The organism is Burkholderia sp. Ac-20365 (genome assembly GCF_017104715.1).
Taxonomy (GTDB): domain Bacteria; phylum Pseudomonadota; class Gammaproteobacteria; order Burkholderiales; family Burkholderiaceae; genus Paraburkholderia.
The window spans coordinates 133,937-153,874 of record NZ_JAAGPI010000007.1; the positions used below are offsets into that span (position 1 = coordinate 133,937).

A 19,938-nucleotide genomic window follows, 5' to 3' on the forward strand; every position below is an offset into this window, starting at 1 on the left:
CATGCGTTTTGATGGAAACACGCGAATGACCGTTCAACAGCAAGACTGGCTTACAAACCTGATGCGCGCACCCGAGGCGCGCCGTTTCGGGCGCACGCTGACAGGTTGCCTGCTCAGCTATGGCGCCGCGCGGCTGGCCGGGTTGCCCGAAGGCTACTGGGCGCTCATCACGACGATGATCGTCGTCACGCAACCGAGTCTGACGCAGGCTCTCACGACTGCGCGCGACCAGATCATCGGCGCGTGTATCGGCGGGATTGTGGGTGGGATCGGGCTTGTCGTGATGGATCACGGTGTCGAACCGCTGGTGGTGTTCTCGATCGCGCTGCTGCCGCTGGCGGCGCTCGCGGCCACGCGCCCGGGCCTGCGGCTCGCGTGTGTGACGCTGGTGATCGTGGTGCTCGTGCCCGGCGACGACGGGTCGGCGTTCGTGCGCCCGTTGCATCGCGTGGCGGAGATCCTGATCGGCGCGGCGGCTGCGTTCGTCGCGACCGTGCTGTGGCCGAACCGCGCGTTGAAGATCGCGCATCGGACCGCGCGCGATTGTCTGGTAGCGCTGGCGCAGATGATCGAGCACAAGCTCGCCTTCTCGCGCGACGATGCACAGATGGCGCGGCTCGAACAGAGCAGCCTCGCGGCGCAGGCGGCGCTCGCCGAAGCGTTGCAGGAAGCCGGACGCGAGCATGTGTTCGTGCCGATCCTGCGCGACAGCTCCGATGCGATCGACAAGGTGCCGCCGTTTCTGAGCCGCCTGCATCGCGATGTGCTCGTGTTCGGCCAGGCGCTGGCGCACACGTGCAGGGATGGCGAAACGCCGCATCTGGATCCGGCGTGGTCGGCCGTGCCACGCGCGTTGTCGCTGCTCGCCGATGCAGTCGGTTCGATGCCATTGAACAAACCGAAATTGCAGGAAGCACGCGACACGCTCGACCCGCTGCTCAAGCGGATCAACGAACGCGTGGATGACGCTCATGCGGTGCTCGGGCCAGGCGTCGATCTGGTGATGGCGCTGATCGTCAAGGATACGGACGGGCTGGTGCAGGTGTTGACGCCGATGAGCAAGGCGAAGACGGTGTGAGTGTTCGCTACGCCTCACCAAAACTAACACCCACGCAAAGCAGCGACTATGCTTTTTGATGAGGCCGGGTCATGCATTGAAAGCAAACGCCTGACGAATCCGCTGCATGTCGCCATCGACGTTTGCAAACGACCGTGCCTCGCTTGCGGTCGCATGCAAGTCGCTTGCAGCCGCAACGATCGAACAAGGAGTGAATAATGAAGACCCTTGCGTTTGTTGTTGCTCTCGCGGGTTTTGCCGCGCTGGCTGCGCCCGTGGCCTCGTATGCCAAGGTCGATCAGAACGCCGAGTATTACCGCGCGGAAGATCGCGTGCGCATCACGGGCGGCGATGCGCAGGAAGCGAAGCGGCAAAGCAATTGCCAGAGCCGGGGTGATTGCGCGCCGGTGACCGGGACCCGGTAGCGCAGTTGCGGTATTTCAGTTGTTTCCTTCCTGATGGCGCGTCGGATTTCGCGGCGCGCGAGCCACGCTTGCGCGCGCAAACAGGCGTCGAACGACGCTCAGCGGCGCGGCGCACACACCAATAATTTGCTCCCGGCAATCTCCAACCCGAAAGACTCTATCAACCACGAGGCGTTAATGACGAGCTTCGCACGGGCGATAATGTGCATTCGAATTGCAAGTCAATCTTCCCGGATGCAACACCTCGATCCGCGCAAGCTGACAGCGAAAAGAAAGCTGCTGAACGAATGAGCGTTTAAAATCCGGGCTCGTGTTTTTTGCGGACCGGACGAAACGTCGCGGTCCAACCGTCAAATCATTCTGTTCCAAGCCCATGTCGACACCCAATCGTGCCAACACTCGCCGTTCGCTGACGCTCCTCGAAACCCTCGGTCTGATCGGCGTTGCCGCCGCGCTGTTCAGCGCACTGCTGCGTCACTTTTTCTGAGCGCAGAGCGGTCCCGTTACCTGCGCGGTGGGCGCTAGCAGCCTGCGCTCGTTCATCTGTCACTTCACATGTACAAGAAAGCCACTGCCGTTGAATTCCAGTTTTCGCCCGATCGACTCAACGACGGCGCGGGCGATCCTTACTGGATCGACCTGAACCACAACGAAGCCGTCGAGTTGTATCAGGCGTTGCAACGCTATCTCGATGCGCCAGCGGATGAGCGGCCGGCGCCGCTGGTTGTGTCGCTGGACAAGGGTGCGGGTAGCGCCGAAGCCGGGCCGGCAGTGGAGTCGAATGATGCCGTTCAGGCGCCAGTCTCTGCCGACGATTTCAAGCAGTGGGTTTGCGTGATTTGTGGCTGGGTGTATGACGAAGCGGCCGGCTTGCCAGAAGAAGGTATTGCGCCCGGCACGCGCTGGGCCGATGTGCCGGAGGATTGGCGGTGCCCGCTGTGTGATGTCGGGAAGGGAGATTTCGCGCTCGTTGAGTTTTGATTTGCGACAGTTTGTCGCAGTTGGTTTGGTTTGCTTTTGTTTTTGTTGGCATCCGCGTGATGTTTTGCCTTGTTCATGCGTTGCCCCTGTGCGGGGCGGCACCTACTTTTCTTTGCCGCGGCAAAGAAAAGTAGGCAAAAGAAAGCCGCTGAACACCGCCAATCCTTGTTCCCGCCTGAGGGCCCCCAACGGGTCCTCCACTTCAAACGGCAACCTGCCTTTCGCTGCCCGTTGCCAACGCTCCTATTGAGCGCCTCACCCGCTTCATGCTCCCCCGTCGCCACACGCGCGATCAACTTGCCCACGTTCTATGGCGGCAAACTGTGTGTAGGCTTTCGCGACGTATGCGCACCACTCCGGACTAAAAAACACGATCGGTGTCGTAGGAGCGCTGAGGTGTGAAGCACTGCGACCTACACACAGTTTGCCACCTAGGCGGCGCAAGCGATTCGCTGCCGCTAGCTATGTTACGGGTGACTGAAGTGGGTGAGGCGCGCATTCGAAGCGTTGGCAACGGGCATTGAATGGCAGAACGCCGTGTGAAGTGGAGGACCTGTTGGGGGCCCTCATGCGGAGGTCAAGAACGGGCGGTGTTAGCCCGCTTTCTTTGCTTACTTTCTTTGCGGCGGCAAAGAAAGTAAGTGCTGCCCCGCACAGGGGCGACGCGTGAAGCGGGCAAGACAAATCGCGGATGCCATCAAAAGCCCAAGCAAACCAAACCAAACCAAACCAACACCAACACCAAAACCAAACCAAAACCAAACCAAAACTAAACGACGAAGGAGTTATACTCCCCCGCCTTGAACGCATTGCAATAAATCTGCACTTCCAGGCACCACTCCGTCATGAAAAGCATCACAGCCCTTTTGGGCATCATCACCCTCGCGTGGTTCTGCACAAGCGCCTTCTCACAGTCGCAAGCCGACGTCCCCGATGACTACGCCTATCTCGCGCGTCTTCACGTGCGCCCCGCCGTCATCAACTGCATCGCAGAACTGGATCGCTGGATCCACACTACCTCACGCTATGACATGTTCCTCGCGCCGGATCGTCGCGTGCTGAACGCCAGGGTCAACGAAGACGGCGGTCTCTTCGACGGCAGCAATGGTTCGCAGACGGTCGAATCGACGGTATCGATGCGTGCGTTTGCACGCGTGCGCAACCGGCAGTCGTGGATCCCCGTGGTCGCGCAATGCGGCGTCTGGCACGAGCACGTAGTCGGCGTGTCGCTGCAGCAGATCGACAACCATACGTCGGTCGTGCGTTGAAGGAACGCGCGGCTCAGTCGCCGTGGCTGTTCAGCTTGAATCCTGTCGGTGAGCCGTAAGAGAACCGGTGCGGCAGCGCTCGCACGTCGTACTCGCGCAGCGCGGAAAGATACGACGGACCATGAATGATCGCGGGCGATGGCGTGCCTGTCCGGTGCCGGTCGTGATGATCGGCATCGTCGAGCGTCGGGTCGAGTTCGGAAGAGGGATTGGCGAGCGCAATGATGACCGGGCGGTCCGTTTGAGCCGAATACACTCCGGCTGCGCCGAACGCGGCCATCCAGACTGCGAGCAGTGCGACGTACGATTTCATCTGCGGCGGCTGCCGGTTTGGGTCGCGGTGTGTCGTTCGCGCATGATGCGCCAATCCACCGCCATGAATCGATATTAGTCACGCAACGGCGCCAACGCAAGGCGATGCCGACGTCGCGCTTCAGGTCAACTCGTCGATCATCAGCCGCGCCGCGGGCGACAGCACGGAGCCGCGCCGCGTGACTATGCCGTATGGTTCGGTGCGCGAGCGCACGTCGATTGCGAGCGGCTTTGCCAGGCCGTGTTCCGCGAGCAACGCGGCCATGTCGCGCGGCATCAGCGAAACGAGCGTCGGGTCGCGCTGCAACATGAGCACGGTGGTCATCGTCGAGGCCGTTTCGATGGGATGCGGCGGCACGGACAATCCCGCTTCCTTGAATTCGCGCTCGAACAGGCCGCGCAGCGGCATGATGCTCGGATACACGATCCAGCGGCTTAGCGCGAGATCGGCAAGCTTTACCTTGCGTGCTTTGGCCAGCCGGTGCAGCGGGCTCGCGACGATCGCCAGCGGCTCGTCGCTCAGTTCGACGTAGTCGTAATGATCGGGCTGCTGCGCAACGGTCGTGCGGCAGACCGCGAGATCGAGCCGACCCTGATCGAGCAGCGTGAGCAGCCGCGCGCTGGTGTCTTCGACCACTTCCACGGTCAAGGTCGGTTGCCGTTCGCGCAGACGCGTCAATGCGTCCACCAGCACGCCCGACACTGCACCCGTAATCGCGCCGACCGCAAGCCGCCCGCCCGAGCCTTGCAGGATGCCTTCCATCTCTTCACGCAGATGCGCGACGTCCATATGAATCAGCCGCGCGTAACGGATCACGCAGCGCCCGAGTTCGTTCGGCTGGATGCCTTGCTGCGAGCGCGTGAAAAGCGTTGCGCCGAAGGTTGCTTCGATCTCGCGCAGCGCCTTGGTCGCGCCGGGCTGCGTCAACGCCATCTGATCGGCGGCGCGATGCAGCGAGCCGTGCTCATCGAGCGCGATCAGCAGACGCAGTTGCTTGAGCCGCAGACGGGCGACTATCGAATCGACGTTCGGCAGCATGAATGTGAAAGAAGAGATTCGAGCGGAGTGAGAGCCGGTTAAACCCTGAGCTTCTCGACGAGAAAGTCGACGAACGCGCGCACGCGTGAAGACAGATGCCGCGCATGAGGATACAGCAGCACGAAGGGCCGCGTACGGCCGCCATAGGCCGTGAGCACTTCGCGCAGCGTGCCGTCCTTCAGGTCTCGCTCCACGACGAAGCGGTACGTCTGAAAAAGCCCCGCATCATGCCGCGCAAGCGTGGCGCCCGCGAGCACGTCGCCGGATGTGCTGTTGCCGCCGCGCGTCATCATTTCGATGTCTTCGTCGTCCTGCCTGAATATCCACGGAATGTTGCGGCCCGTGCTCGGCAGCGCGAACTGGATGCACTCGTGGTTGATCAGATCGTCAGGCGTTTCGAGCTTGCCCGCCGACTTCAGATAAGCAGGCGACCCAACCACCACGAGTTCGGCATCTTCGAGCTTGCGCGCGATCAGGCCCGAGTCGTCCGGCGCGCGGCCGCGAATCGCGAGGTCGAAGCCTTCGTCGGCGAAATCGATGTTGCGGTTGCTCAGATGCGTTTCGACGGTGACTTCGGGATAACGTGCGCGAAACTCCGCGAGCAACGGCAGCACGCGATAGTGACTGTATGGAGTCGGCATGCTGATGCGCAGCACGCCCGACGGCGTGCTTTGTTGCCCGGTCGCTTCGCGTTCGGCATCGGCGAGTTGAGCGAGCGCCTGACGGCATTGCTCGAAGTAACGGCGCCCCGCATCCGTCAGCCTGATCTGCCGCGTGGTCCGCACGAAGAGCCGCACGCCGAGCCGTTCTTCCAGGCGCGCAACCGAACGGCTCACAGCGGCGGGCGTGACGCCCGCAGCCGTCGCGGCGACCGTGAAGCTTTCCAGTTCGGCGGCGAGGCAGAACAGTTCGATACTGCCGAGGAGGAGGTCTTCGAATTGACGCTGCATGGCGTGCCCGTGATCTGCGGATGTCGTTCGCTCAGCGCGCCGTAAAGGCATGTCTGGCGAAAGCGCGGCGCACAAGGCCGCGCCGCGTGTCCGCAGAGGATAGCAGGTCTCAACCCAACTGATACTTCTCGCGGACAAGGTGCCCGATGCCGATGCGATCGAGAATATCGAGCGGGCAAAGAATGGTCACGCGCACCGTGCCGGGCAGGCGGCTGATCTCGATCGAACCGGCGATCGTCGCGCGATTGAGCACTTCCTCGTAGCTCAGACCCGTGACATCGGCGGCGCGGCGCAGGCCGTTCGTGGTCGCTTCGTTGAGATTGATGCCGCTGCCGATGAACGTCACCGGCCCATTCTCTTCAATGTGATGCTGGCCCCAGCGCGCGCCGAGTTCGGCCACCTTCTTGCGCTGTTCGGCGCTCATAGGACGCGCCATCGGCGGCAGGTCGTCGAGGTTTTGCAGCAGGATCGGCCCTTCGATCGCCAGGTTCTTGATGACCTCGACGCTCAGTTCGGTTTCACCCGATACATCCGTTGCATGCCCCGCGATTTCGCCATTGCCCTGCTGCGCGTGCATGTCGCCGAGATAGACGCCAGCGCCCGGCACCTTCACCGGGCAGATCAGGATGCAGCCTTCGCGCACCGAGTTCGTGTCCATGTGTCCGTCGGTCTTCGCGGCATGCAACTCTTCCGTCGTCATGTTGAAGCGGTGCGGCGCGCCGACAAGATACTGGCCGAAGTCCGCGCAGTTGTGCGAGTCGGGCAGATCGCGCGCGGGCGTCGTGCCGATGTTGCCGAGGAACGGCCGCATATGCGCGGCGAGGCCGGGCATGTCGGCGCGCGCGAGCGAGAGAATCGAATGCTGCGCAGCCTGCTCGGGCAGCGCGGACATCGCCGACGCCTTCCCTGCGAGCCGGTTGCCGACTTCCTGATCGACCGTGAGGCTCACGCCGTTTTCCTGATCGAGCACGATGATGTAGCCATGCTTGAACTGGAACGCGCTGACTTCGGCGCCGCAATGATCGCAGCGAATCGCTTCCGGGCCGATGCCTTCGACGTGGCTGGCCGGATGCTCGGTGCCGCACGACGAGCAGAACTTCGCGACGAACGGATCGCCGTGGTATCGCCCTTCGACGAACTGCATCACGCCAGACGACGTGGCGTGCGAAGTCACGCGCATCCGCTCGATTTTCAGCGCGACGGCGTCGCCGACTTCCGCGCCTTCGATGGCAACCGGCTGCGTGACTTCATGGCCGCCCTGGAACGCGGGCGTGATCATCGGACCCCAGCAGCCCGGCGGCGTGCCGGCGATCAGCTTGCCGCCGTCGGCGAGCGGTCCGAGCATCGTCTGGCTCGGGCCGATGATGCCGTTCGTATAGGATTCGACGCGAAGCTGCCTGACGGGCGGCTTGCCGGTTTGTACGTCGGCTTTGGCGTGGGCGGTCGTGGTCGTCAATCTCGTCTCCTGACTGGAAGTGGGGTGCGATATATATCGCATGCGATTAAAGCGCGTGAGCTGAATAATACGCAGACTATCCGGGATGTCAATCCTGTGCGATAGGATCGCGTACGACCGATATATCGCTGACGCCGCACCGCTGTACGTGAGCGCGGTATTTTTCCCATGTGGAATGGATGGGCCGGATTCATGCCCGTTGACCAACAGTTGGGACGCGAAAAATCGTTGCCTTGCGGACAACGAGTCGTGAACCTGGTTGCTGTTGGTCGGCACGTCCGTTTGCCTGTACGCTTGTGCGGATCGGCTGCCGCTGCCCGATGGCGAAGTGGCAGCCCTTGATTTCCCCACAACCGACGCGCCACGCTGCGTGCTGCGCGAGGCAGAAAAACAGGAGTTTCAATGCTTTTACATCTTTCGACCTGGGCCGAGATCGAGCAATACCTGAAGCGAAGCCGCGCGATCGTCGTGCCGATCGGCTCGAACGAGCAGCATGGTCCGACGGGTCTGCTGGGCACCGACTGGCTATGCCCGGAGATCATCGCGCGTGAAGCGGAAAAGAAGGCGGATATCCTCGTCGCGCCCACCTTCAACATCGGCATGGCGCAGCATCACCTCGGTTTTCCCGGCACCATCTCGCTGCGTCCGTCGACGTTCATCGCTGCAATCGGCGACTGGATTCACTCGCTGGCCGCGCACGGCTTCGAGAAGATCCTGTTCCTGAATGGCCACGGCGGCAACATCGCGTCGATCGAAGCTGCATTCTCCGAGGTCTATGTCCAGGCAAGCTTCGCCAAACGCCGCGCCGGCTTCGCGATGAAACTGAGCAACTGGTGGGATCTGGAAGGCGTCGGCGAACTGGCGCGCAAGCAGTTCCCCGAAGGGCACGGCGTCCACGCCACGCCATCTGAAATCGCGATCACGCAATGGGCGTTCCCCGACTCGATCAAATCCGCCGACTATTCGCCGAAGATCGCGCCGTCCGGCCCGATCCGCGAATCGCTCGATTTCCGCGCGCGCTACCCGGACGGCCGCATGGGCTCGGACCCGGCGCAGGCATCGCCGGAAAAGGGCGGCGAACTGGTGCGTCTCGCGGCGTCGAGCCTCGTGCGCGAACTGAACGCCTTCGCGAACGAGCCGCTGCCCGGTTGAAGCGGCGTATCTGTTCCCGGCACTCAAGAGTGAATTGCCTGCGTAACGGTTGACTCAGCGTCTGCTGAAAAAGATGATCGGAGTTACAGATAGCATGGCGAGAGCGTTTGCAACGGGAGCAAGGCGGCTTCTCACCGTCGCCCGGCTTCCGGTTGCGGGCCTGTCGGCATGCGCGAACCGTTTCGAAGAGGACATGACATGAGCACTCGTTCCGAAGGCAAGCCGCTCCTGAGCCTGCTGGGCATCAGCAAGCCGATCATTCAGGCGCCGATGGCGGGCGTCAGCACGCCGGCGCTCGCCGCGGCGGTATCCAATGCCGGCGGGCTCGGCTCGCTCGGCGTCGGCGCGATGAAGGCCGACGCGGCGCGCAAGACGATCCGCGACACGCGCGCGCTGACGGGCGCGCCGTTCAACATCAACGTGTTCTGCCACGAGCCCGCGACGGCCAATGCGCAGGTCGAACAGCAATGGTTGTCGTGGCTTGCGCCGCAGTTCGCGAAGTACGGCGCAAGCGCGCCTGAAAAACTCGGCGAAATCTACACGAGCTTTGTCGAAGACAAGGCCATGCTCGATGTGTTTCTCGAAGAGAAGCCCGCTATTGTGAGCTTCCATTTCGGGCTGCCGTCGCAACAGGTCATCAAGGCGCTGAAAGACGCGGGCATTACGCTGCTGGCATCGGCGACCAGTCTGGACGAAGCGCAGAAGGTGGTCGATGCGGGCGTCGATGCGATCGTCGCGCAGGGTATCGAAGCGGGCGGGCATCGCGGTATGTTCGACACGCAAGCCTTCGATGAAGGCATCGGCACGTTCGCGCTGACGCGCCTTTTCGTGGAGAAGTTCGATCTGCCCGTGATCGCTGCGGGCGGCATCATGGACGGCGCGGGCATTGCCGCGGCGCTCGCGCTCGGCGCGCAGGCCGCGCAACTCGGCACGGCGTTCGTGCCGTGCCCCGAAACATCGATCGACGAAGGTTATCGCCGCGCGATTCTCGGCGAGTCCGCGCTGCACACCACGATGACCTCGGCGATCTCGGGCCGTCAGGCGCGCAGCATGGTGAACCGCTTCACTGAACTGGGCCGTGCTGCCGATCGCCCGACCACACCCGACTATCCCGTCACGTACGACGCCGGAAAGGCACTGCACGCCGCTGCGAGGGCGCAAGGCGAATTCGGCTTCGGCGCGCAGTGGGCGGGCCAGGCCGCGGCACTGGCGCGCTCGCTGCCGGCAGCGGAACTGGTCGCGCAACTCGAGTCGGAACTCGACGAAACGATCCGCCGCTTGCAGCAGTTCGCGCGTTGACGCGTACCATAGACAGATCTGACTGATCGACGAAGCAATGGCCACCCGATGGACGAACCGACAACGCACGCACAAATGGGCAGCAGCGCAAGGCTGCTTTCGATCAACATCGGCGTGGTCCAGCCGCTCGACGTCGGGCTGGCGTCAGAAGGTCTGAGCGTCGAGTCGGCGATCCGCAAGCGCCCGGTGAGCGGCGCGAGCGAAGGTGCCGTCGTCGAAGTGAAAAGGCTCGGTCTGGATGGCGACGAGCAGGCGGATCTGAGCGTCCACGGCGGCCTCGACAAGGCCGTTTATCTGTATCCGATGGAGCACTACGAGTGGTGGCGTCAGCGGCGCATCGAAGCCGATGCACCCGATGCCGGCATGCCATTGATCTTCGGCTCGCTCGGCGAGAATCTGACGACGCAGGGCCTGCTGGAGACGGACCTGTGGATCGGCGATACGCTCGTCATCGATCAGGTCAGGCTAAGGGTGGAAGCGCCGCGCAGTCCGTGTTTCAAGCTCAATGCCGCGATGGGCTATAAGAAGGCCGTCAAGCACATGTATCAGAGCGGATTTGCGGGCGTGTATCTGAGCGTCCTGCAGCCGGGGCATATTCAGGCGGGTGCGCGGATTGAAATATTGCCGGGGCGCCGCGAGGAATCGGTGAGCAGCATTCTCGATTTGCGGCGCGGCAAGGCTAGACGCGAACTGTGAAGTGCGTTGAGAGATGCGGGCGCGGAGCAAGGCCAGACGCTCCGCGCAGTCGTTACAGCATGATTACTTCTGCTCTGCTTTCTGCCGGCGATATTCATCGACAGGCAAACCGCCCCATCCCCAGTTTTCCTTCTCCACTTCCTGGATGACGACGAAGGTCGCTTCCAGCGGCTTGTTCAGAACCTTCAACAGCAATTCGCTGGTTCCCTTGATGAGTTCCGCCTTTTCTTCGGGCGTCACTGCGCTCGTGCCGGTCTTGTTCCCTTCACGCGTCACCTGAATGGTCACGATAGGCATCAGAATCTCCGTAGTGTGGTGTGGGACAGGCGCCGATCTCGTATCGCGCGGCGCCTCGTTGCGTATCCGGTGAAGGCTTAGTGGCCTGCGCTCTGGCCGCCGTCGACGTGCAGGATTTCGCCCGTGACGAACGGTGCGGAGTCGAGGTACAGCACGGCGTTGACGATGTCGCTCATTTCACCCATATGGCCGACCGGGTGCAGCGAGCCCAGCGCTTCGTGCGTTTCCGGTGCGTGCATCGGCGACTTGATGATGCCGGGCGACACGGCGTTCGCGCGGATACCCGTCTTCGCGTATTCGATTGCCAGCGACTTCGTTGCGGCATTCAGGCCGCCCTTGGTCAGCGACGCGAGCACCGACGGCACACCGGCGATAGCGTGATCGACGAGGCTCGTCGTGATCTGCAGCACGTGGCCGCTCTTGTTCTTTTCCATCTCGGCGATGGCGAGTTGCGTGATGTGGAAGAAGCCATTCACGTTCACATTCAGCACGGCGGCGTAGTCTTCGTCCGTGTACTGCGTGAAGGGCTTGGCGATGAAGATGCCGGCGTTGTTGATCAGCGTGTCGACGCGGCCGAAGCGGGTCACGGCTTCCGACACGGCGCGCTTCGCTACTTCGCGATCGCCCACGTCGCCTGCGACCGCGATGACGTTCGGATCGTCCGACGGCTTGATCGAGCGTGCGACTGCGACAACGCGATAGCCGCGCTCACGGAAACCCTTGACGATCTCAGCGCCGATGCCTTGCGATGCACCAGTAACGATAGCGACCTTTTGCGAATTGCTCATGATTGACCTCGAAACGTTTGTTCGGCTTGCGTCGGAATTGACAGTGCCGTTAGGTCGTAAATCTAGGCTTCATCGGCGTGGTTGCGTACACCCGGAGTGGACAAACAGTTGTGATCGACAGGAACAAATGCGGCGCATGCTTGCGTGGGCGTTTAAATACATGTGCGATTCGCGTTGAGGGACGAGGCCGTTGGTGCCGTGTATGAAATGCTGTGGTGCCCGTTTTGAACAAGACTTCTGCGGCACGCGCAAAATGCAACGCGCCCGCGCATGACAAGCTGCCATGCGCGGGCGTCGATACGAATGAAGCGAGCGGGGCTATTCGTGCGGCGGGAAATGCGGCAATACGTCCTGATGCAACTCATCCAGTATCTGCCGATAGTCGCGCGGCGTCACACGAGGGTTCAACGCGACATGCGACACGCCTTGCTCGCGGGCCTGTTCGAGAAAATCGCGCAGCGCCCGGCTGCCGATCGCAAAGCCGCCTCCGATACGCCTGAACGGATAGTCCCGCTGTGGATGCAGATAGAGAAACCCGCCGAACGCCAGCGGTTTGGCGGCGCTTTCGGGGTTTGTCTGACGATTCGTTTCCCTCCATTCATCGGCGAACGATTGAAGGCGTGACGGCTCCGGCACGAAGCCCAGATAGCCGTCCATATTGTTCGCGATCCAGTCCGGCGTCTGCTGCGAGCGGCCAACCGCGATGGTCGGCACGCGGCCGAACAGCGGCTTCGGCAGCATGGTCAGCGAGCCGTCACCGCGCCCGAAGCGCTGCGATTCGAAGCGCGGAAAGTTCTGCTCGCTCACGCTGCGATAGACCTCGTAGGCGTCGCGGAAACGTTCGCCACGGCTCTCGAAGTCGATGCCGAACACCGGGTACTCGGAAGGCCGGTCGCCCGACGACATCCCTATCACGATGCGTCCGTCCGTCAGCCTGTCGAGCGAATTCACCTGCTTGGCGAGGATCAGCGGATCGCGCATCGGCAGCACGATGCCTGTTGTGCCGAGTGTGATGCGCCCGGTTGCGGTGGCGAGATGTCCGATGTAGATCAGCGGCTCGAAGATCTGCCCGGAGTCGCCGTATTGCGGATCGTAGAACGGAATGTCGCGTGCCCATAAGGCGGCGACGCCTGCCTGCTCGGCGCGTTGCGCCATCTGCAGATGCGTGGCCATGGTGGGATGAGGCGACGCCGCGTGGGTTTCGAGCGGCAGGATCAGGCCGACGGTGAGTGCGTCGCGCTGAAAGAGGCGGTCGTAACCGCGGTGGCCTTGCAATGGGAACGGCGCGCGTTCAGTTTGAGGTTCGGGAAAAGCGATTGGCATGTCCATGATGTTCCTCCAGTGACGCCAGATTAAGGACAAGCGTCGAGGAGAAAAATACAGCGCCGCTAACAACACTTGATACACGGCGTCAATAGAGACGGACAGCAACCGAAAGCGAAAACACTCAATTTCACTCGCGATGATGGTACGCATCACCAATCATCATTTTACTTGAAAAATTGACGCTCCTATCGTTGGAAAAACAGAAGAACGCATCGGGCAGACGCGATACGCGCCCACATCGAAACGAAACATAGGAGACGTCGTGGACCAAACGACTGCACATCACAACGTCCGGTTGTCACCGGCATTCGCACGGCTTGTCGCGCGGCGACGCAGGCTTGTCGTATTGCTCACGTTAGGCACATTGCTGCCTTATTACGCGTTTGTACTGGTTGCAGGCCTTGCGCCAAAAGTACTGGCGATGAAGCTGTATCCGGGCAGTGTCATGACTATTGGCTGGCCATTGGGCGTCGCACTGATTGTCGGAACATGGATTCTCACGGGCATCTATATCCGTCGTGCAAACGGCGAATTCGATGAACTCACCAGTCGCATTCTGGCGGGAGATGCGCAATGAAACGACTCGTCACACTGATTGGCGGCGCGCTTGCCGCGTGTGTTGCGTGCGACGCAATGGCCGCAGCGGCGACGCTGGAAAAGGTCCAGAAACAGCCGCTCAACATAACGGCGATTGCGATGTTTCTCGCGTTCGTGGTGGCGACACTGGGCATCACGTATTGGGCCGCGTCGAAGACGAAATCGATGAAGGACTTCTATAACGCGGGCGGCGGCATTTCCGGTTTTCAGAACGGACTCGCATTGGCGGGCGACTATATGTCGGCGGCTGCGTTGCTCGGCGTGACGAGCATGATCTTCTTCAACGGCTATGACGGCATGCTGTACGCAGTGAGTTTCTTCGTTGCGTGGCCGCTGCTGATGTTTCTGTTTGCCGAGCGCATCCGGAATCTGGGGCAGGTGACGATTGCAGACATTGCGTCGTTCCGGCTCGATCAGCAGAGAATCCGCACGCTGATGGCATTCGGCTCGCTGACGGTAGTGTGCTTCTATCTCGTTGTGCAGATGGTAGGTGCGGGCCAGTTGATCCAGTTGCTGTTCGGCCTGCAATACAACTACGCGGTCGTCGTGGTCGGTGCATTGATGGCGGTGTACGTGACCTTCGGCGGTATGGTCGCGACAACCTGGGTGCAGATCATCAAGGCCGTCCTGATGCTGTTCGGTGCGACGTTGCTTGCAGTACTCGCGTTGAGCCATTTCGGTTTTTCGATCGACAGTATGTTCGCGCAGGCCATCGCGACGCACAAGAGCGGTGCCGGCATCATGCTGCCCAGCAAGCTCGTCGCCGATCCGTTTGCGATGCTGTCGTTGTCGGTTGGACTGGTGTTCGGCACGTCGGGTCTGCCGCATATCCTGATGCGCTTCTTCACCGTGCCCGATGCGAAAGCGGCGCGCAAATCCGTGTTCGTCGCGACGGGATTTATCGGCTACTTCTTCCTGATCGTCATGGTGCTCGGCACAGCTGCCATTGTGATCGTGGGTCGCAACCCTGCGTTCTACGAAGGCGGCGTACTCGGCGGCAAGCTGATTGGCGGCGGCAACATGCCTGTCATGCATCTGGCGAAGGCGATGGGCGGCGATCTCGTGCTGGGTTTCCTGTCCGCCGTCGCATTTGCAACGATCCTCGCCGTCGTCGCGGGACTCACGATGGCAGGCACATCAGCGATCTCGCACGACCTCTACGCAATGGTGATCAAGCGCAATCGCGCGGATCACGCGAAGGAAAAGCGTGTGTCGAGAATTGCATCGATTGCAATTGCCTGCGTCGCGATTCTGCTTGGCATCGTGTTCAAGGATCAGAACGTCGCGTTTCTGGTGGCGTTGACATTCAGTGTCGCTGCATCGGTGAATTTTCCGATTCTCACACTCGCGATCTACTGGAAAGGCCTGACCACGCGCGGCGCGTTGATGGGTGGCATCGCGGGGCTTGTGAGTGCGGTCGGTCTGGTCGTGCTGTCGCCGGCTGTGTGGGTAAAGGTACTCGGACATGCAACGCCGGTTTTCCCGTACGACTATCCCGCCATCATTTCGATGACGATCGCTTTCTTCTTCACATGGGTTGGTTCGGTCACCGATCAGGGCGCACGCGCGGCGAGCGAACGCGAGCAATTCGACGAGCAATTCGTTCGCGCGCAAACGGGTATCGGTTCTTCGCACGCTGCGAGTCATTGAAGCACTGCTGCATTTGCAAGGAAATGAAAATGTCGAATCTGCCTGTGTCATCCATGCACGATCCTGAATCTCACGGCAAGCAAGCACGCGGCCGCTTTCAATGGCGCGATAACGGATTGGGTTTTTCGCCCGTGACAATCGTGTTGCACTGGATCGTCGCGTTACTCGTGCTCTCGATTATCGGCATCGAGATTGCGCGCTTTGCGGAACCTGATGTCGCGCTAACGCGGGTACTGAATCTGCTCGGCACGATCCTGTTTCCGGTTTCGGTGTATCGCTTCTGGGCGCGTGTGACGTCGTGGCATCCGCTGCCCGTCGGCACGCCGAATCCCATCGAGGTGATCGTGAGCCGCTCGGTTGCCACTGCGCTCGCGCTCGCAATGGTGCTGCTGCCCGTTGCTGCATGGCTGGCGAAGTCGGCTGCGGGGCAACTCGTGGAACTGCCTGGCGGCTGGATCATTCCTTCGCCGATGCAGCCGAACGCGCAGGCCGCGCAAGTCTTCGACGCCCTCTTCAAGATCGGCGCAACGCCATTTCTGCTGGGTTTGGCGCTGCATATCTTTGGCGCCTGCAAGAACCATTTCGTGCTGAAGAACGATGCCTTGAAACGCATGCTTGGAAAACGCGTGGAGCTTTAATCATGAAAAGAGCGAATGATGAGTTTGTTGGCAACGCCGTGACGAAACTTTGCGGCGTGCAGTATCCGATCTTTCTCGCTGGCATGGCGGCGATCTCGGGTCCGAAGCTCGTGGCGGCCGTTGCCAATGCAGGCGGGATGGGAACGGTGGGCGGATTGCGCCTGCCGCCGCTTGCGTTGCGTCGGTGGATCAGGGAAACGAAGGAACTCACGGACAAACCATTCGGCGTCAATCTGGTGCCGTCGTTTGGCGGACCGGATGTGTTCGAGGCGCAGTTTCAGGTGGTGCTGCAAGAGAAACCGACCATGCTGTCGCTGTTCTATGCGGAGCACTATCCGCAGATGATTTCGCGCGCAAAAGATGCGGGCATGGTGGTGATGGTTCAGGTCGGTTCAGTCGAACTCGCGCGCCGGGCTATCGAAGCTGGCGCGGATATCATCACCGCGCAAGGCAGCGAGAGTGGCGGGCATCTGAATCGCGGGACGATCGGGCTGCTCTCGCTGTTGCCTTCGCTGATCGCTGTCGCTGGCGGGCGTCCGGTGCTCGCGGCAGGCGGTATTACGAATCGCGACGATGTCCGCACCGTGATGAACATGGGCGCGGGCGGCGTGCTGTGCGGTACGGCTTTCGTTGCGTGTGAGGAATCGAATGCGCATCCGCTCTATAAGCAGAAGATTGTCGATGCGACCGTCGACGATACCGAATACCGCACCGGCTATTCATTCGGCTGGAGATACGGTACGCCGCACCGCGTGATTCCAAATCGCGACAAGTGGAACCTGCTGCGTTTTATCGGCGGCGGCGCGCGCGTGATCGACAAGCCGAAGATGGCGCAAAAGCTGTCGCTGTATGCGGGGCAGGGCGTTGGGAAGATCGATCGGGTGGTGTCGGCGGCGGCACGGGTTGAGGAGCTGGTGAAAGGGCTGGGGACCGACGCAGAGGAGTGGGTCGGGCAGGCGAGGTTGCGATATGCGTAGTCTGACGGTTACATGGAGATTGGCCGTGAAGCCCGAGTACTTCGGCTCGTAAATTGCGGGATCGACGGAACGAATATCGTCTGCTTACTTGTGCCTGACATTTATCGATCTGGTGCAGTCTGGTTGCGAGAGCCGCAGGTATGGATGCGTGAATTTGCTTTCGAAATCTTTCCTCGTCGCTGACTCACTGCAAGGTGCCTTGGCACGTATCGATGCATGTAGCGAGTCGGGCGTGCGTCTTTCTCCCTCCATTTTCCACGAACATGTATGAAAGTCGGCGTTATCCGCGCGCAGGATGCCGCCGACCCTCTTGTTCGTCGCATTAGCCTACAAAAATTTCATCTGTTGCGAGCACAGCTATCGGGCGGCGAACGTCGGCTCCCTGTCGAGCGTCTGTACGGCGCCGAACAGTAACACCTGCGAGCGATACCTATCATCGGTAAAAAGTGGAACGTTTGTACCACTATTCGCGGTTGATCTGCCGCTTCATCCTCTGGACATGGACGTTGCTGTGAAATCGATTCGCTCCATGTTCAGGCTCGCCGTACCGCGATCGCAAGACCGAATTCGACGCTTCGGGTGGAATACCGCCGTCTACGATTACAAACTCCTGTTCAAGGCAAGAAAGCGACCGTGTAGATGGATCGCATGGGTGGCTTTTGCGCGCAGTGTTTTGCTTGACGGAGTTTCACGCAGGCAGCGATGCACGACTTCGTAAAGACATGATGCCCTCCGCGATTTTGTGACTGCCGTGACCATACAGAGCGTCTCCTGACGCGTAGGGACGACCACGTATGGTGTACTCATCGATGGGTGAGCGATGCGCAAGCTGAATTCAATAAGGATACTTCGCGCTGTGACAGCGACGACTGTCGTTGTGCACCACGTCCTCATACAGGGCGGTACGGTGTTTGGTCAGTTCCGCGTGGACATCTTCTTCGTGCTGAGTGGCTTTGTGATCGCACTCGCGCTCGAGGCCAACACGGTCGGCGTGCGTGACTTCGTCGTAAGCCGCCTTGTCCGGATCGTGCCGCTCTATTGGCTCGCGACATTGCTGGTGTTCTTCGGCGTGCTTCTCAGGCCCGATCTCTTCAATTCGACGGTCGCCGATGTCGGTGAGTTGATGAAGTCGCTCTTCTTTATTCCATACAGGAAAGAGAGCGGCCACATATTCCCGTTGCTGTTCGTGGGCTGGACGCTTAACTACGAAATGTTGTTCTACGCGGCTTCGGCGCTTGCACTGTGGTGGTGCCGGCGACATCGCGCGTTCGTACTCGTGGCGGTCACGCTGCTGCTCGCCGGTTTGTTCCTGATGGCGAATCTCGTGCATTCGAACCAGGCCATCATCGCAGTCCTTGCGTACGACCGCATGCTGGAATTTCCGTTGGGCTTTGCCGTCTGGTACGCGTGGAGGCACGGCGTACGCATCCCCGTCGCGCTGGCGGCGATCGGGGCCGTCGCGATGTACGTGCTGATGACCTGGATCGAACTGGTCTGGCCGAACGTTTCTCCGATCGTGGGAAACGGCCTGCCGACGGCAGTGTTGCTGATCAGCACGCTGAGTCTCGAGAGCCTCGTGGTAGACAGCGCGCTGATACGCGCATTGCTGTATCTCGGCGATGCGAGCTATGCGACCTACCTCAGCCATCCGTTTGTCGTCGAAGGCATGCGCAAGCTCCTTCCCAAAGTCGTGCACGGCTTCGATGTACGTTCGACAGGAGGAGTGATCCTCGCAATCGCGGTGGCCTCAGTGGTGGGTTGCCTCGTCTATCGCTATGTCGACAAGCCATTGCAGCGCGCGATGCGGCGCATAATCAACGTCAGACGTGTGGTCAATGCGCCTGCGGGTGAGGTGGGGGGCGGAGTTACGTCTGTCGATTGATCGCCCGCCCGTCGGCTTGATCCACGATCAATATCCGTAGCCACCCTGACAGGGCACATAGGCGCGTTGATAGCTGTCGTAGCAGGCGCCTGCTGGCGGTTGCGCATAAGGCTGCGCATAAACAGGTTGCGCATAAACGGGTTGCTGATACACCGGCTGCGCGTAGGCAGGCTGGGCATTGGCAACCGAAGTCACAAGCGCGCCGAGCACAGCGCCTCCAATGAGCGCGCCGACGATAGCGCCGCCATCTCCGCCGCCATGGCCCCAGCCACCGCGCCCGTGTGCCGATGCCTGTTGTGCCACCGACAAGCTACCGATTAACAACAAGACGAGTGCCGCGCGTTTCATGATGCTCTCCGTTTTCCGTTGGACGGGTTCATGGAGTCCATCTTATGCAGGTGCCGATGAAATAACTTATGCAGTTGGTAACTGCACATTTCAAAAATTACAAATTGCGCGGCGGTCCGCGACTAGCGCTCAGGCAGCGCGTCGACGAATACGGATCTTGCGGCGAGCGGGTGAGGCCGCTCGCAGGTTTTGCGCGCGAAGTGGAATACGTGGGGCACTACTGCGCCTTGGATAGGCGGTAAAGAGGCAAAACCGGTGAAGTCGTGAGGACGGACGTCAGCGCTTGTCGCCGGGATCGCGTTTGAAGCCGGTCAGCATTGCGACGATCAGGTTGTCGCGCGTCCAGAAGCTCATCACGACGGCCGCGACGATATGGATGCACACGCAGACTTCAAGTGCTGTTGATAACAGCGTGTGAAGATCATGCGGCCAGTCTTCGCCCCAGAACGCATCGAGGCGCATCAGCCAGCCGCTCACCGCCAGCGCGAGAATCAGCAGCCAGAGCGCGATCGCCATCAGGCCACCGAGGGGATTGTGCGACCAGTGATGCAGCGGCCGGCGTGCAGCCAGCGAGCGCACATAGTCGTTCAGATGCGAGCGTGTCGGCCACCACGCGGAGAAGCGCGCGTATTGCGTGCCGATGAACCCCCATACGATGCGCCACGCAACCAGCCCGGCAGCGACATATCCAAGCACCCGATGTGTCTGATCGGTAGGTCCGAACAGATTCCACGCGACGATGCCGGCAACGGTCCAATGCGTGAAGCGCACGCACAGGTCCCACGTCTTGACGGGCATCG

At 61.0% G+C, this 19,938-nt stretch carries 22 protein-coding genes; 13 read left to right on the top strand and 9 right to left on the bottom strand.

The window, feature by feature from the left end:
- Positions 1-25: 25 nt before the first annotated feature.
- The 4 genes from G3O01_RS15075 to G3O01_RS15090 all read left to right on the top strand — a co-directional run bounded on the left by G3O01_RS15075 (position 26) and on the right by G3O01_RS15090 (position 3,731).
- Positions 26-1,078, top strand: coding sequence for an FUSC family protein (locus G3O01_RS15075; protein ID WP_205805906.1), 1,053 nt, complete (start codon positions 26-28; stop codon positions 1,076-1,078).
- 197 nt (positions 1,079-1,275) lie between these two features.
- Positions 1,276-1,482 (top strand): hypothetical protein, encoded by a 207-nt coding sequence (locus tag G3O01_RS15080; protein WP_205805907.1) that lies wholly within the window; start codon positions 1,276-1,278, stop codon positions 1,480-1,482.
- Between the two features lie 555 nt (positions 1,483-2,037).
- On the top strand, positions 2,038-2,463 hold the full coding sequence (locus G3O01_RS45315; RefSeq protein WP_241023970.1) for a rubredoxin: 426 nt from the start codon (positions 2,038-2,040) through the stop codon (positions 2,461-2,463).
- Positions 2,464-3,308: 845 nt separating this feature from the next.
- Positions 3,309-3,731, top strand: a complete 423-nt coding sequence (locus G3O01_RS15090) for a hypothetical protein (RefSeq protein WP_205805908.1) — start codon at positions 3,309-3,311, stop codon at positions 3,729-3,731.
- 13 nt (positions 3,732-3,744) lie between these two features.
- Here the strand turns inward: G3O01_RS15090 and G3O01_RS15095 are convergent, their stop codons facing one another.
- The 4 genes from G3O01_RS15095 to G3O01_RS15110 all read right to left on the bottom strand — a co-directional run bounded on the left by G3O01_RS15095 (position 3,745) and on the right by G3O01_RS15110 (position 7,488).
- Positions 3,745-4,044, bottom strand: a complete 300-nt coding sequence (locus G3O01_RS15095; RefSeq protein ID WP_205805909.1) for a hypothetical protein — start codon at positions 4,042-4,044, stop codon at positions 3,745-3,747.
- A 120-nt stretch (positions 4,045-4,164) separates the two neighbouring features.
- Positions 4,165-5,082, bottom strand: coding sequence for a LysR family transcriptional regulator (locus G3O01_RS15100; RefSeq protein WP_205805910.1), 918 nt, complete (start codon positions 5,080-5,082; stop codon positions 4,165-4,167).
- Positions 5,083-5,120: 38 nt separating this feature from the next.
- Entirely contained in the window at positions 5,121-6,032 is a 912-nt protein-coding gene (locus tag G3O01_RS15105) for a LysR family transcriptional regulator (protein WP_205805911.1), read from the bottom strand.
- A 109-nt stretch (positions 6,033-6,141) separates the two neighbouring features.
- A complete protein-coding gene (locus G3O01_RS15110; protein ID WP_205805912.1) occupies positions 6,142-7,488 on the bottom strand; it encodes an acetamidase/formamidase family protein in 1,347 nt (448 codons plus the stop codon).
- A 402-nt stretch (positions 7,489-7,890) separates the two neighbouring features.
- On the opposite strand from G3O01_RS15110, the gene G3O01_RS15115 reads away from it, so the two are divergent.
- The 3 genes from G3O01_RS15115 (at position 7,891) to G3O01_RS15125 (ending at position 10,635) form a co-directional block, all read left to right on the top strand.
- A complete protein-coding gene (locus G3O01_RS15115; protein ID WP_205805913.1) occupies positions 7,891-8,640 on the top strand; it encodes a creatininase family protein in 750 nt (249 codons plus the stop codon).
- Between the two features lie 198 nt (positions 8,641-8,838).
- The gene (locus tag G3O01_RS15120) at positions 8,839-9,939 is read left to right on the top strand and encodes a nitronate monooxygenase (RefSeq protein WP_205805915.1); all 1,101 of its coding nucleotides are present in this window, start codon (positions 8,839-8,841) and stop codon (positions 9,937-9,939) included.
- 48 nt (positions 9,940-9,987) lie between these two features.
- On the top strand, positions 9,988-10,635 hold the full coding sequence (locus tag G3O01_RS15125) for an MOSC domain-containing protein (protein ID WP_205805917.1): 648 nt from the start codon (positions 9,988-9,990) through the stop codon (positions 10,633-10,635).
- A 63-nt stretch (positions 10,636-10,698) separates the two neighbouring features.
- On the opposite strand, the gene G3O01_RS15130 is transcribed toward G3O01_RS15125, so the two are convergent.
- The 3 genes from G3O01_RS15130 to G3O01_RS15140 form a co-directional block, all read right to left on the bottom strand.
- Entirely contained in the window at positions 10,699-10,932 is a 234-nt protein-coding gene (locus G3O01_RS15130; RefSeq protein WP_205805919.1) for a 4-oxalocrotonate tautomerase family protein, read from the bottom strand.
- A 77-nt stretch (positions 10,933-11,009) separates the two neighbouring features.
- On the bottom strand, positions 11,010-11,720 hold the full coding sequence (locus tag G3O01_RS15135) for an SDR family NAD(P)-dependent oxidoreductase (RefSeq protein ID WP_205805920.1): 711 nt from the start codon (positions 11,718-11,720) through the stop codon (positions 11,010-11,012).
- 318 nt (positions 11,721-12,038) lie between these two features.
- Complete coding sequence (locus G3O01_RS15140; protein ID WP_205805922.1) at positions 12,039-13,049, bottom strand: TIGR03571 family LLM class oxidoreductase; 1,011 nt, start codon at positions 13,047-13,049, stop codon at positions 12,039-12,041.
- Positions 13,050-13,308: 259 nt separating this feature from the next.
- On the opposite strand from G3O01_RS15140, the gene G3O01_RS15145 reads away from it, so the two are divergent.
- The 6 genes from G3O01_RS15145 (at position 13,309) to G3O01_RS15170 (ending at position 18,790) form a co-directional block, all read left to right on the top strand.
- Positions 13,309-13,623 (top strand): DUF485 domain-containing protein, encoded by a 315-nt coding sequence (locus G3O01_RS15145; RefSeq protein ID WP_205805924.1) that lies wholly within the window; start codon positions 13,309-13,311, stop codon positions 13,621-13,623.
- On the top strand, positions 13,620-15,293 hold the full coding sequence (gene actP / locus G3O01_RS15150) for a cation/acetate symporter ActP (RefSeq protein ID WP_205805926.1): 1,674 nt from the start codon (positions 13,620-13,622) through the stop codon (positions 15,291-15,293). Before G3O01_RS15145 ends, actP begins: the two co-directional genes overlap by 4 nt.
- A gap of 29 nt (positions 15,294-15,322) precedes the next feature.
- Positions 15,323-15,931, top strand: coding sequence for a cytochrome b/b6 domain-containing protein (locus tag G3O01_RS15155; RefSeq protein WP_205805928.1), 609 nt, complete (start codon positions 15,323-15,325; stop codon positions 15,929-15,931).
- 2 nt (positions 15,932-15,933) lie between these two features.
- Positions 15,934-16,908 carry a nitronate monooxygenase gene (locus G3O01_RS15160; RefSeq protein WP_205805930.1) on the top strand — a complete coding sequence of 325 codons (975 nt, stop codon included), beginning with the start codon at positions 15,934-15,936 and terminating at the stop codon, positions 16,906-16,908.
- Positions 16,909-17,175: 267 nt separating this feature from the next.
- Positions 17,176-17,322 (top strand): hypothetical protein, encoded by a 147-nt coding sequence (locus G3O01_RS15165; RefSeq protein ID WP_205805932.1) that lies wholly within the window; start codon positions 17,176-17,178, stop codon positions 17,320-17,322.
- 406 nt (positions 17,323-17,728) lie between these two features.
- The gene (locus G3O01_RS15170) at positions 17,729-18,790 is read left to right on the top strand and encodes an acyltransferase (protein WP_205805934.1); all 1,062 of its coding nucleotides are present in this window, start codon (positions 17,729-17,731) and stop codon (positions 18,788-18,790) included.
- Between the two features lie 27 nt (positions 18,791-18,817).
- Here the strand turns inward: G3O01_RS15170 and G3O01_RS15175 are convergent, their stop codons facing one another.
- Entirely contained in the window at positions 18,818-19,138 is a 321-nt protein-coding gene (locus tag G3O01_RS15175; protein ID WP_205805936.1) for a hypothetical protein, read from the bottom strand.
- A gap of 276 nt (positions 19,139-19,414) precedes the next feature.
- The gene (locus G3O01_RS15180; RefSeq protein ID WP_205805938.1) at positions 19,415-19,936 is read right to left on the bottom strand and encodes a cytochrome b/b6 domain-containing protein; all 522 of its coding nucleotides are present in this window, start codon (positions 19,934-19,936) and stop codon (positions 19,415-19,417) included.
- Between the last annotated feature and the right edge of the window lie 2 nt (positions 19,937-19,938).

Excerpts from the sequence above, each read along its gene's own strand:
- G3O01_RS15075 (WP_205805906.1), top strand. The coding sequence starts at position 26 with ATGACCGTTCAACAGCAAGACTGGCTTACAAACCTGATGCGCGCACCC.
- G3O01_RS15080 (WP_205805907.1), top strand. The coding sequence starts at position 1,276 with ATGAAGACCCTTGCGTTTGTTGTTGCTCTCGCGGGTTTTGCCGCGCTG.
- G3O01_RS45315 (WP_241023970.1), top strand. The coding sequence starts at position 2,038 with ATGTACAAGAAAGCCACTGCCGTTGAATTCCAGTTTTCGCCCGATCGA.
- G3O01_RS15090 (WP_205805908.1), top strand. The coding sequence starts at position 3,309 with ATGAAAAGCATCACAGCCCTTTTGGGCATCATCACCCTCGCGTGGTTC.
- G3O01_RS15095 (WP_205805909.1), bottom strand. The coding sequence starts at position 4,044 with ATGAAATCGTACGTCGCACTGCTCGCAGTCTGGATGGCCGCGTTCGGC.
- G3O01_RS15100 (WP_205805910.1), bottom strand. The coding sequence starts at position 5,082 with ATGCTGCCGAACGTCGATTCGATAGTCGCCCGTCTGCGGCTCAAGCAA.
- G3O01_RS15105 (WP_205805911.1), bottom strand. The coding sequence starts at position 6,032 with ATGCAGCGTCAATTCGAAGACCTCCTCCTCGGCAGTATCGAACTGTTC.
- G3O01_RS15115 (WP_205805913.1), top strand. The coding sequence starts at position 7,891 with ATGCTTTTACATCTTTCGACCTGGGCCGAGATCGAGCAATACCTGAAG.
- G3O01_RS15120 (WP_205805915.1), top strand. The coding sequence starts at position 8,839 with ATGAGCACTCGTTCCGAAGGCAAGCCGCTCCTGAGCCTGCTGGGCATC.
- G3O01_RS15125 (WP_205805917.1), top strand. The coding sequence starts at position 9,988 with ATGGACGAACCGACAACGCACGCACAAATGGGCAGCAGCGCAAGGCTG.
- G3O01_RS15130 (WP_205805919.1), bottom strand. The coding sequence starts at position 10,932 with ATGCCTATCGTGACCATTCAGGTGACGCGTGAAGGGAACAAGACCGGC.
- G3O01_RS15135 (WP_205805920.1), bottom strand. The coding sequence starts at position 11,720 with ATGAGCAATTCGCAAAAGGTCGCTATCGTTACTGGTGCATCGCAAGGC.
- G3O01_RS15140 (WP_205805922.1), bottom strand. The coding sequence starts at position 13,049 with ATGGACATGCCAATCGCTTTTCCCGAACCTCAAACTGAACGCGCGCCG.
- actP (WP_205805926.1), top strand. The coding sequence starts at position 13,620 with ATGAAACGACTCGTCACACTGATTGGCGGCGCGCTTGCCGCGTGTGTT.
- G3O01_RS15155 (WP_205805928.1), top strand. The coding sequence starts at position 15,323 with ATGTCGAATCTGCCTGTGTCATCCATGCACGATCCTGAATCTCACGGC.
- G3O01_RS15160 (WP_205805930.1), top strand. The coding sequence starts at position 15,934 with ATGAAAAGAGCGAATGATGAGTTTGTTGGCAACGCCGTGACGAAACTT.
- G3O01_RS15165 (WP_205805932.1), top strand. The coding sequence starts at position 17,176 with ATGAAAGTCGGCGTTATCCGCGCGCAGGATGCCGCCGACCCTCTTGTT.
- G3O01_RS15170 (WP_205805934.1), top strand. The coding sequence starts at position 17,729 with ATGCGCAAGCTGAATTCAATAAGGATACTTCGCGCTGTGACAGCGACG.
- G3O01_RS15175 (WP_205805936.1), bottom strand. The coding sequence starts at position 19,138 with ATGAAACGCGCGGCACTCGTCTTGTTGTTAATCGGTAGCTTGTCGGTG.
- G3O01_RS15180 (WP_205805938.1), bottom strand. The coding sequence starts at position 19,936 with ATGCCCGTCAAGACGTGGGACCTGTGCGTGCGCTTCACGCATTGGACC.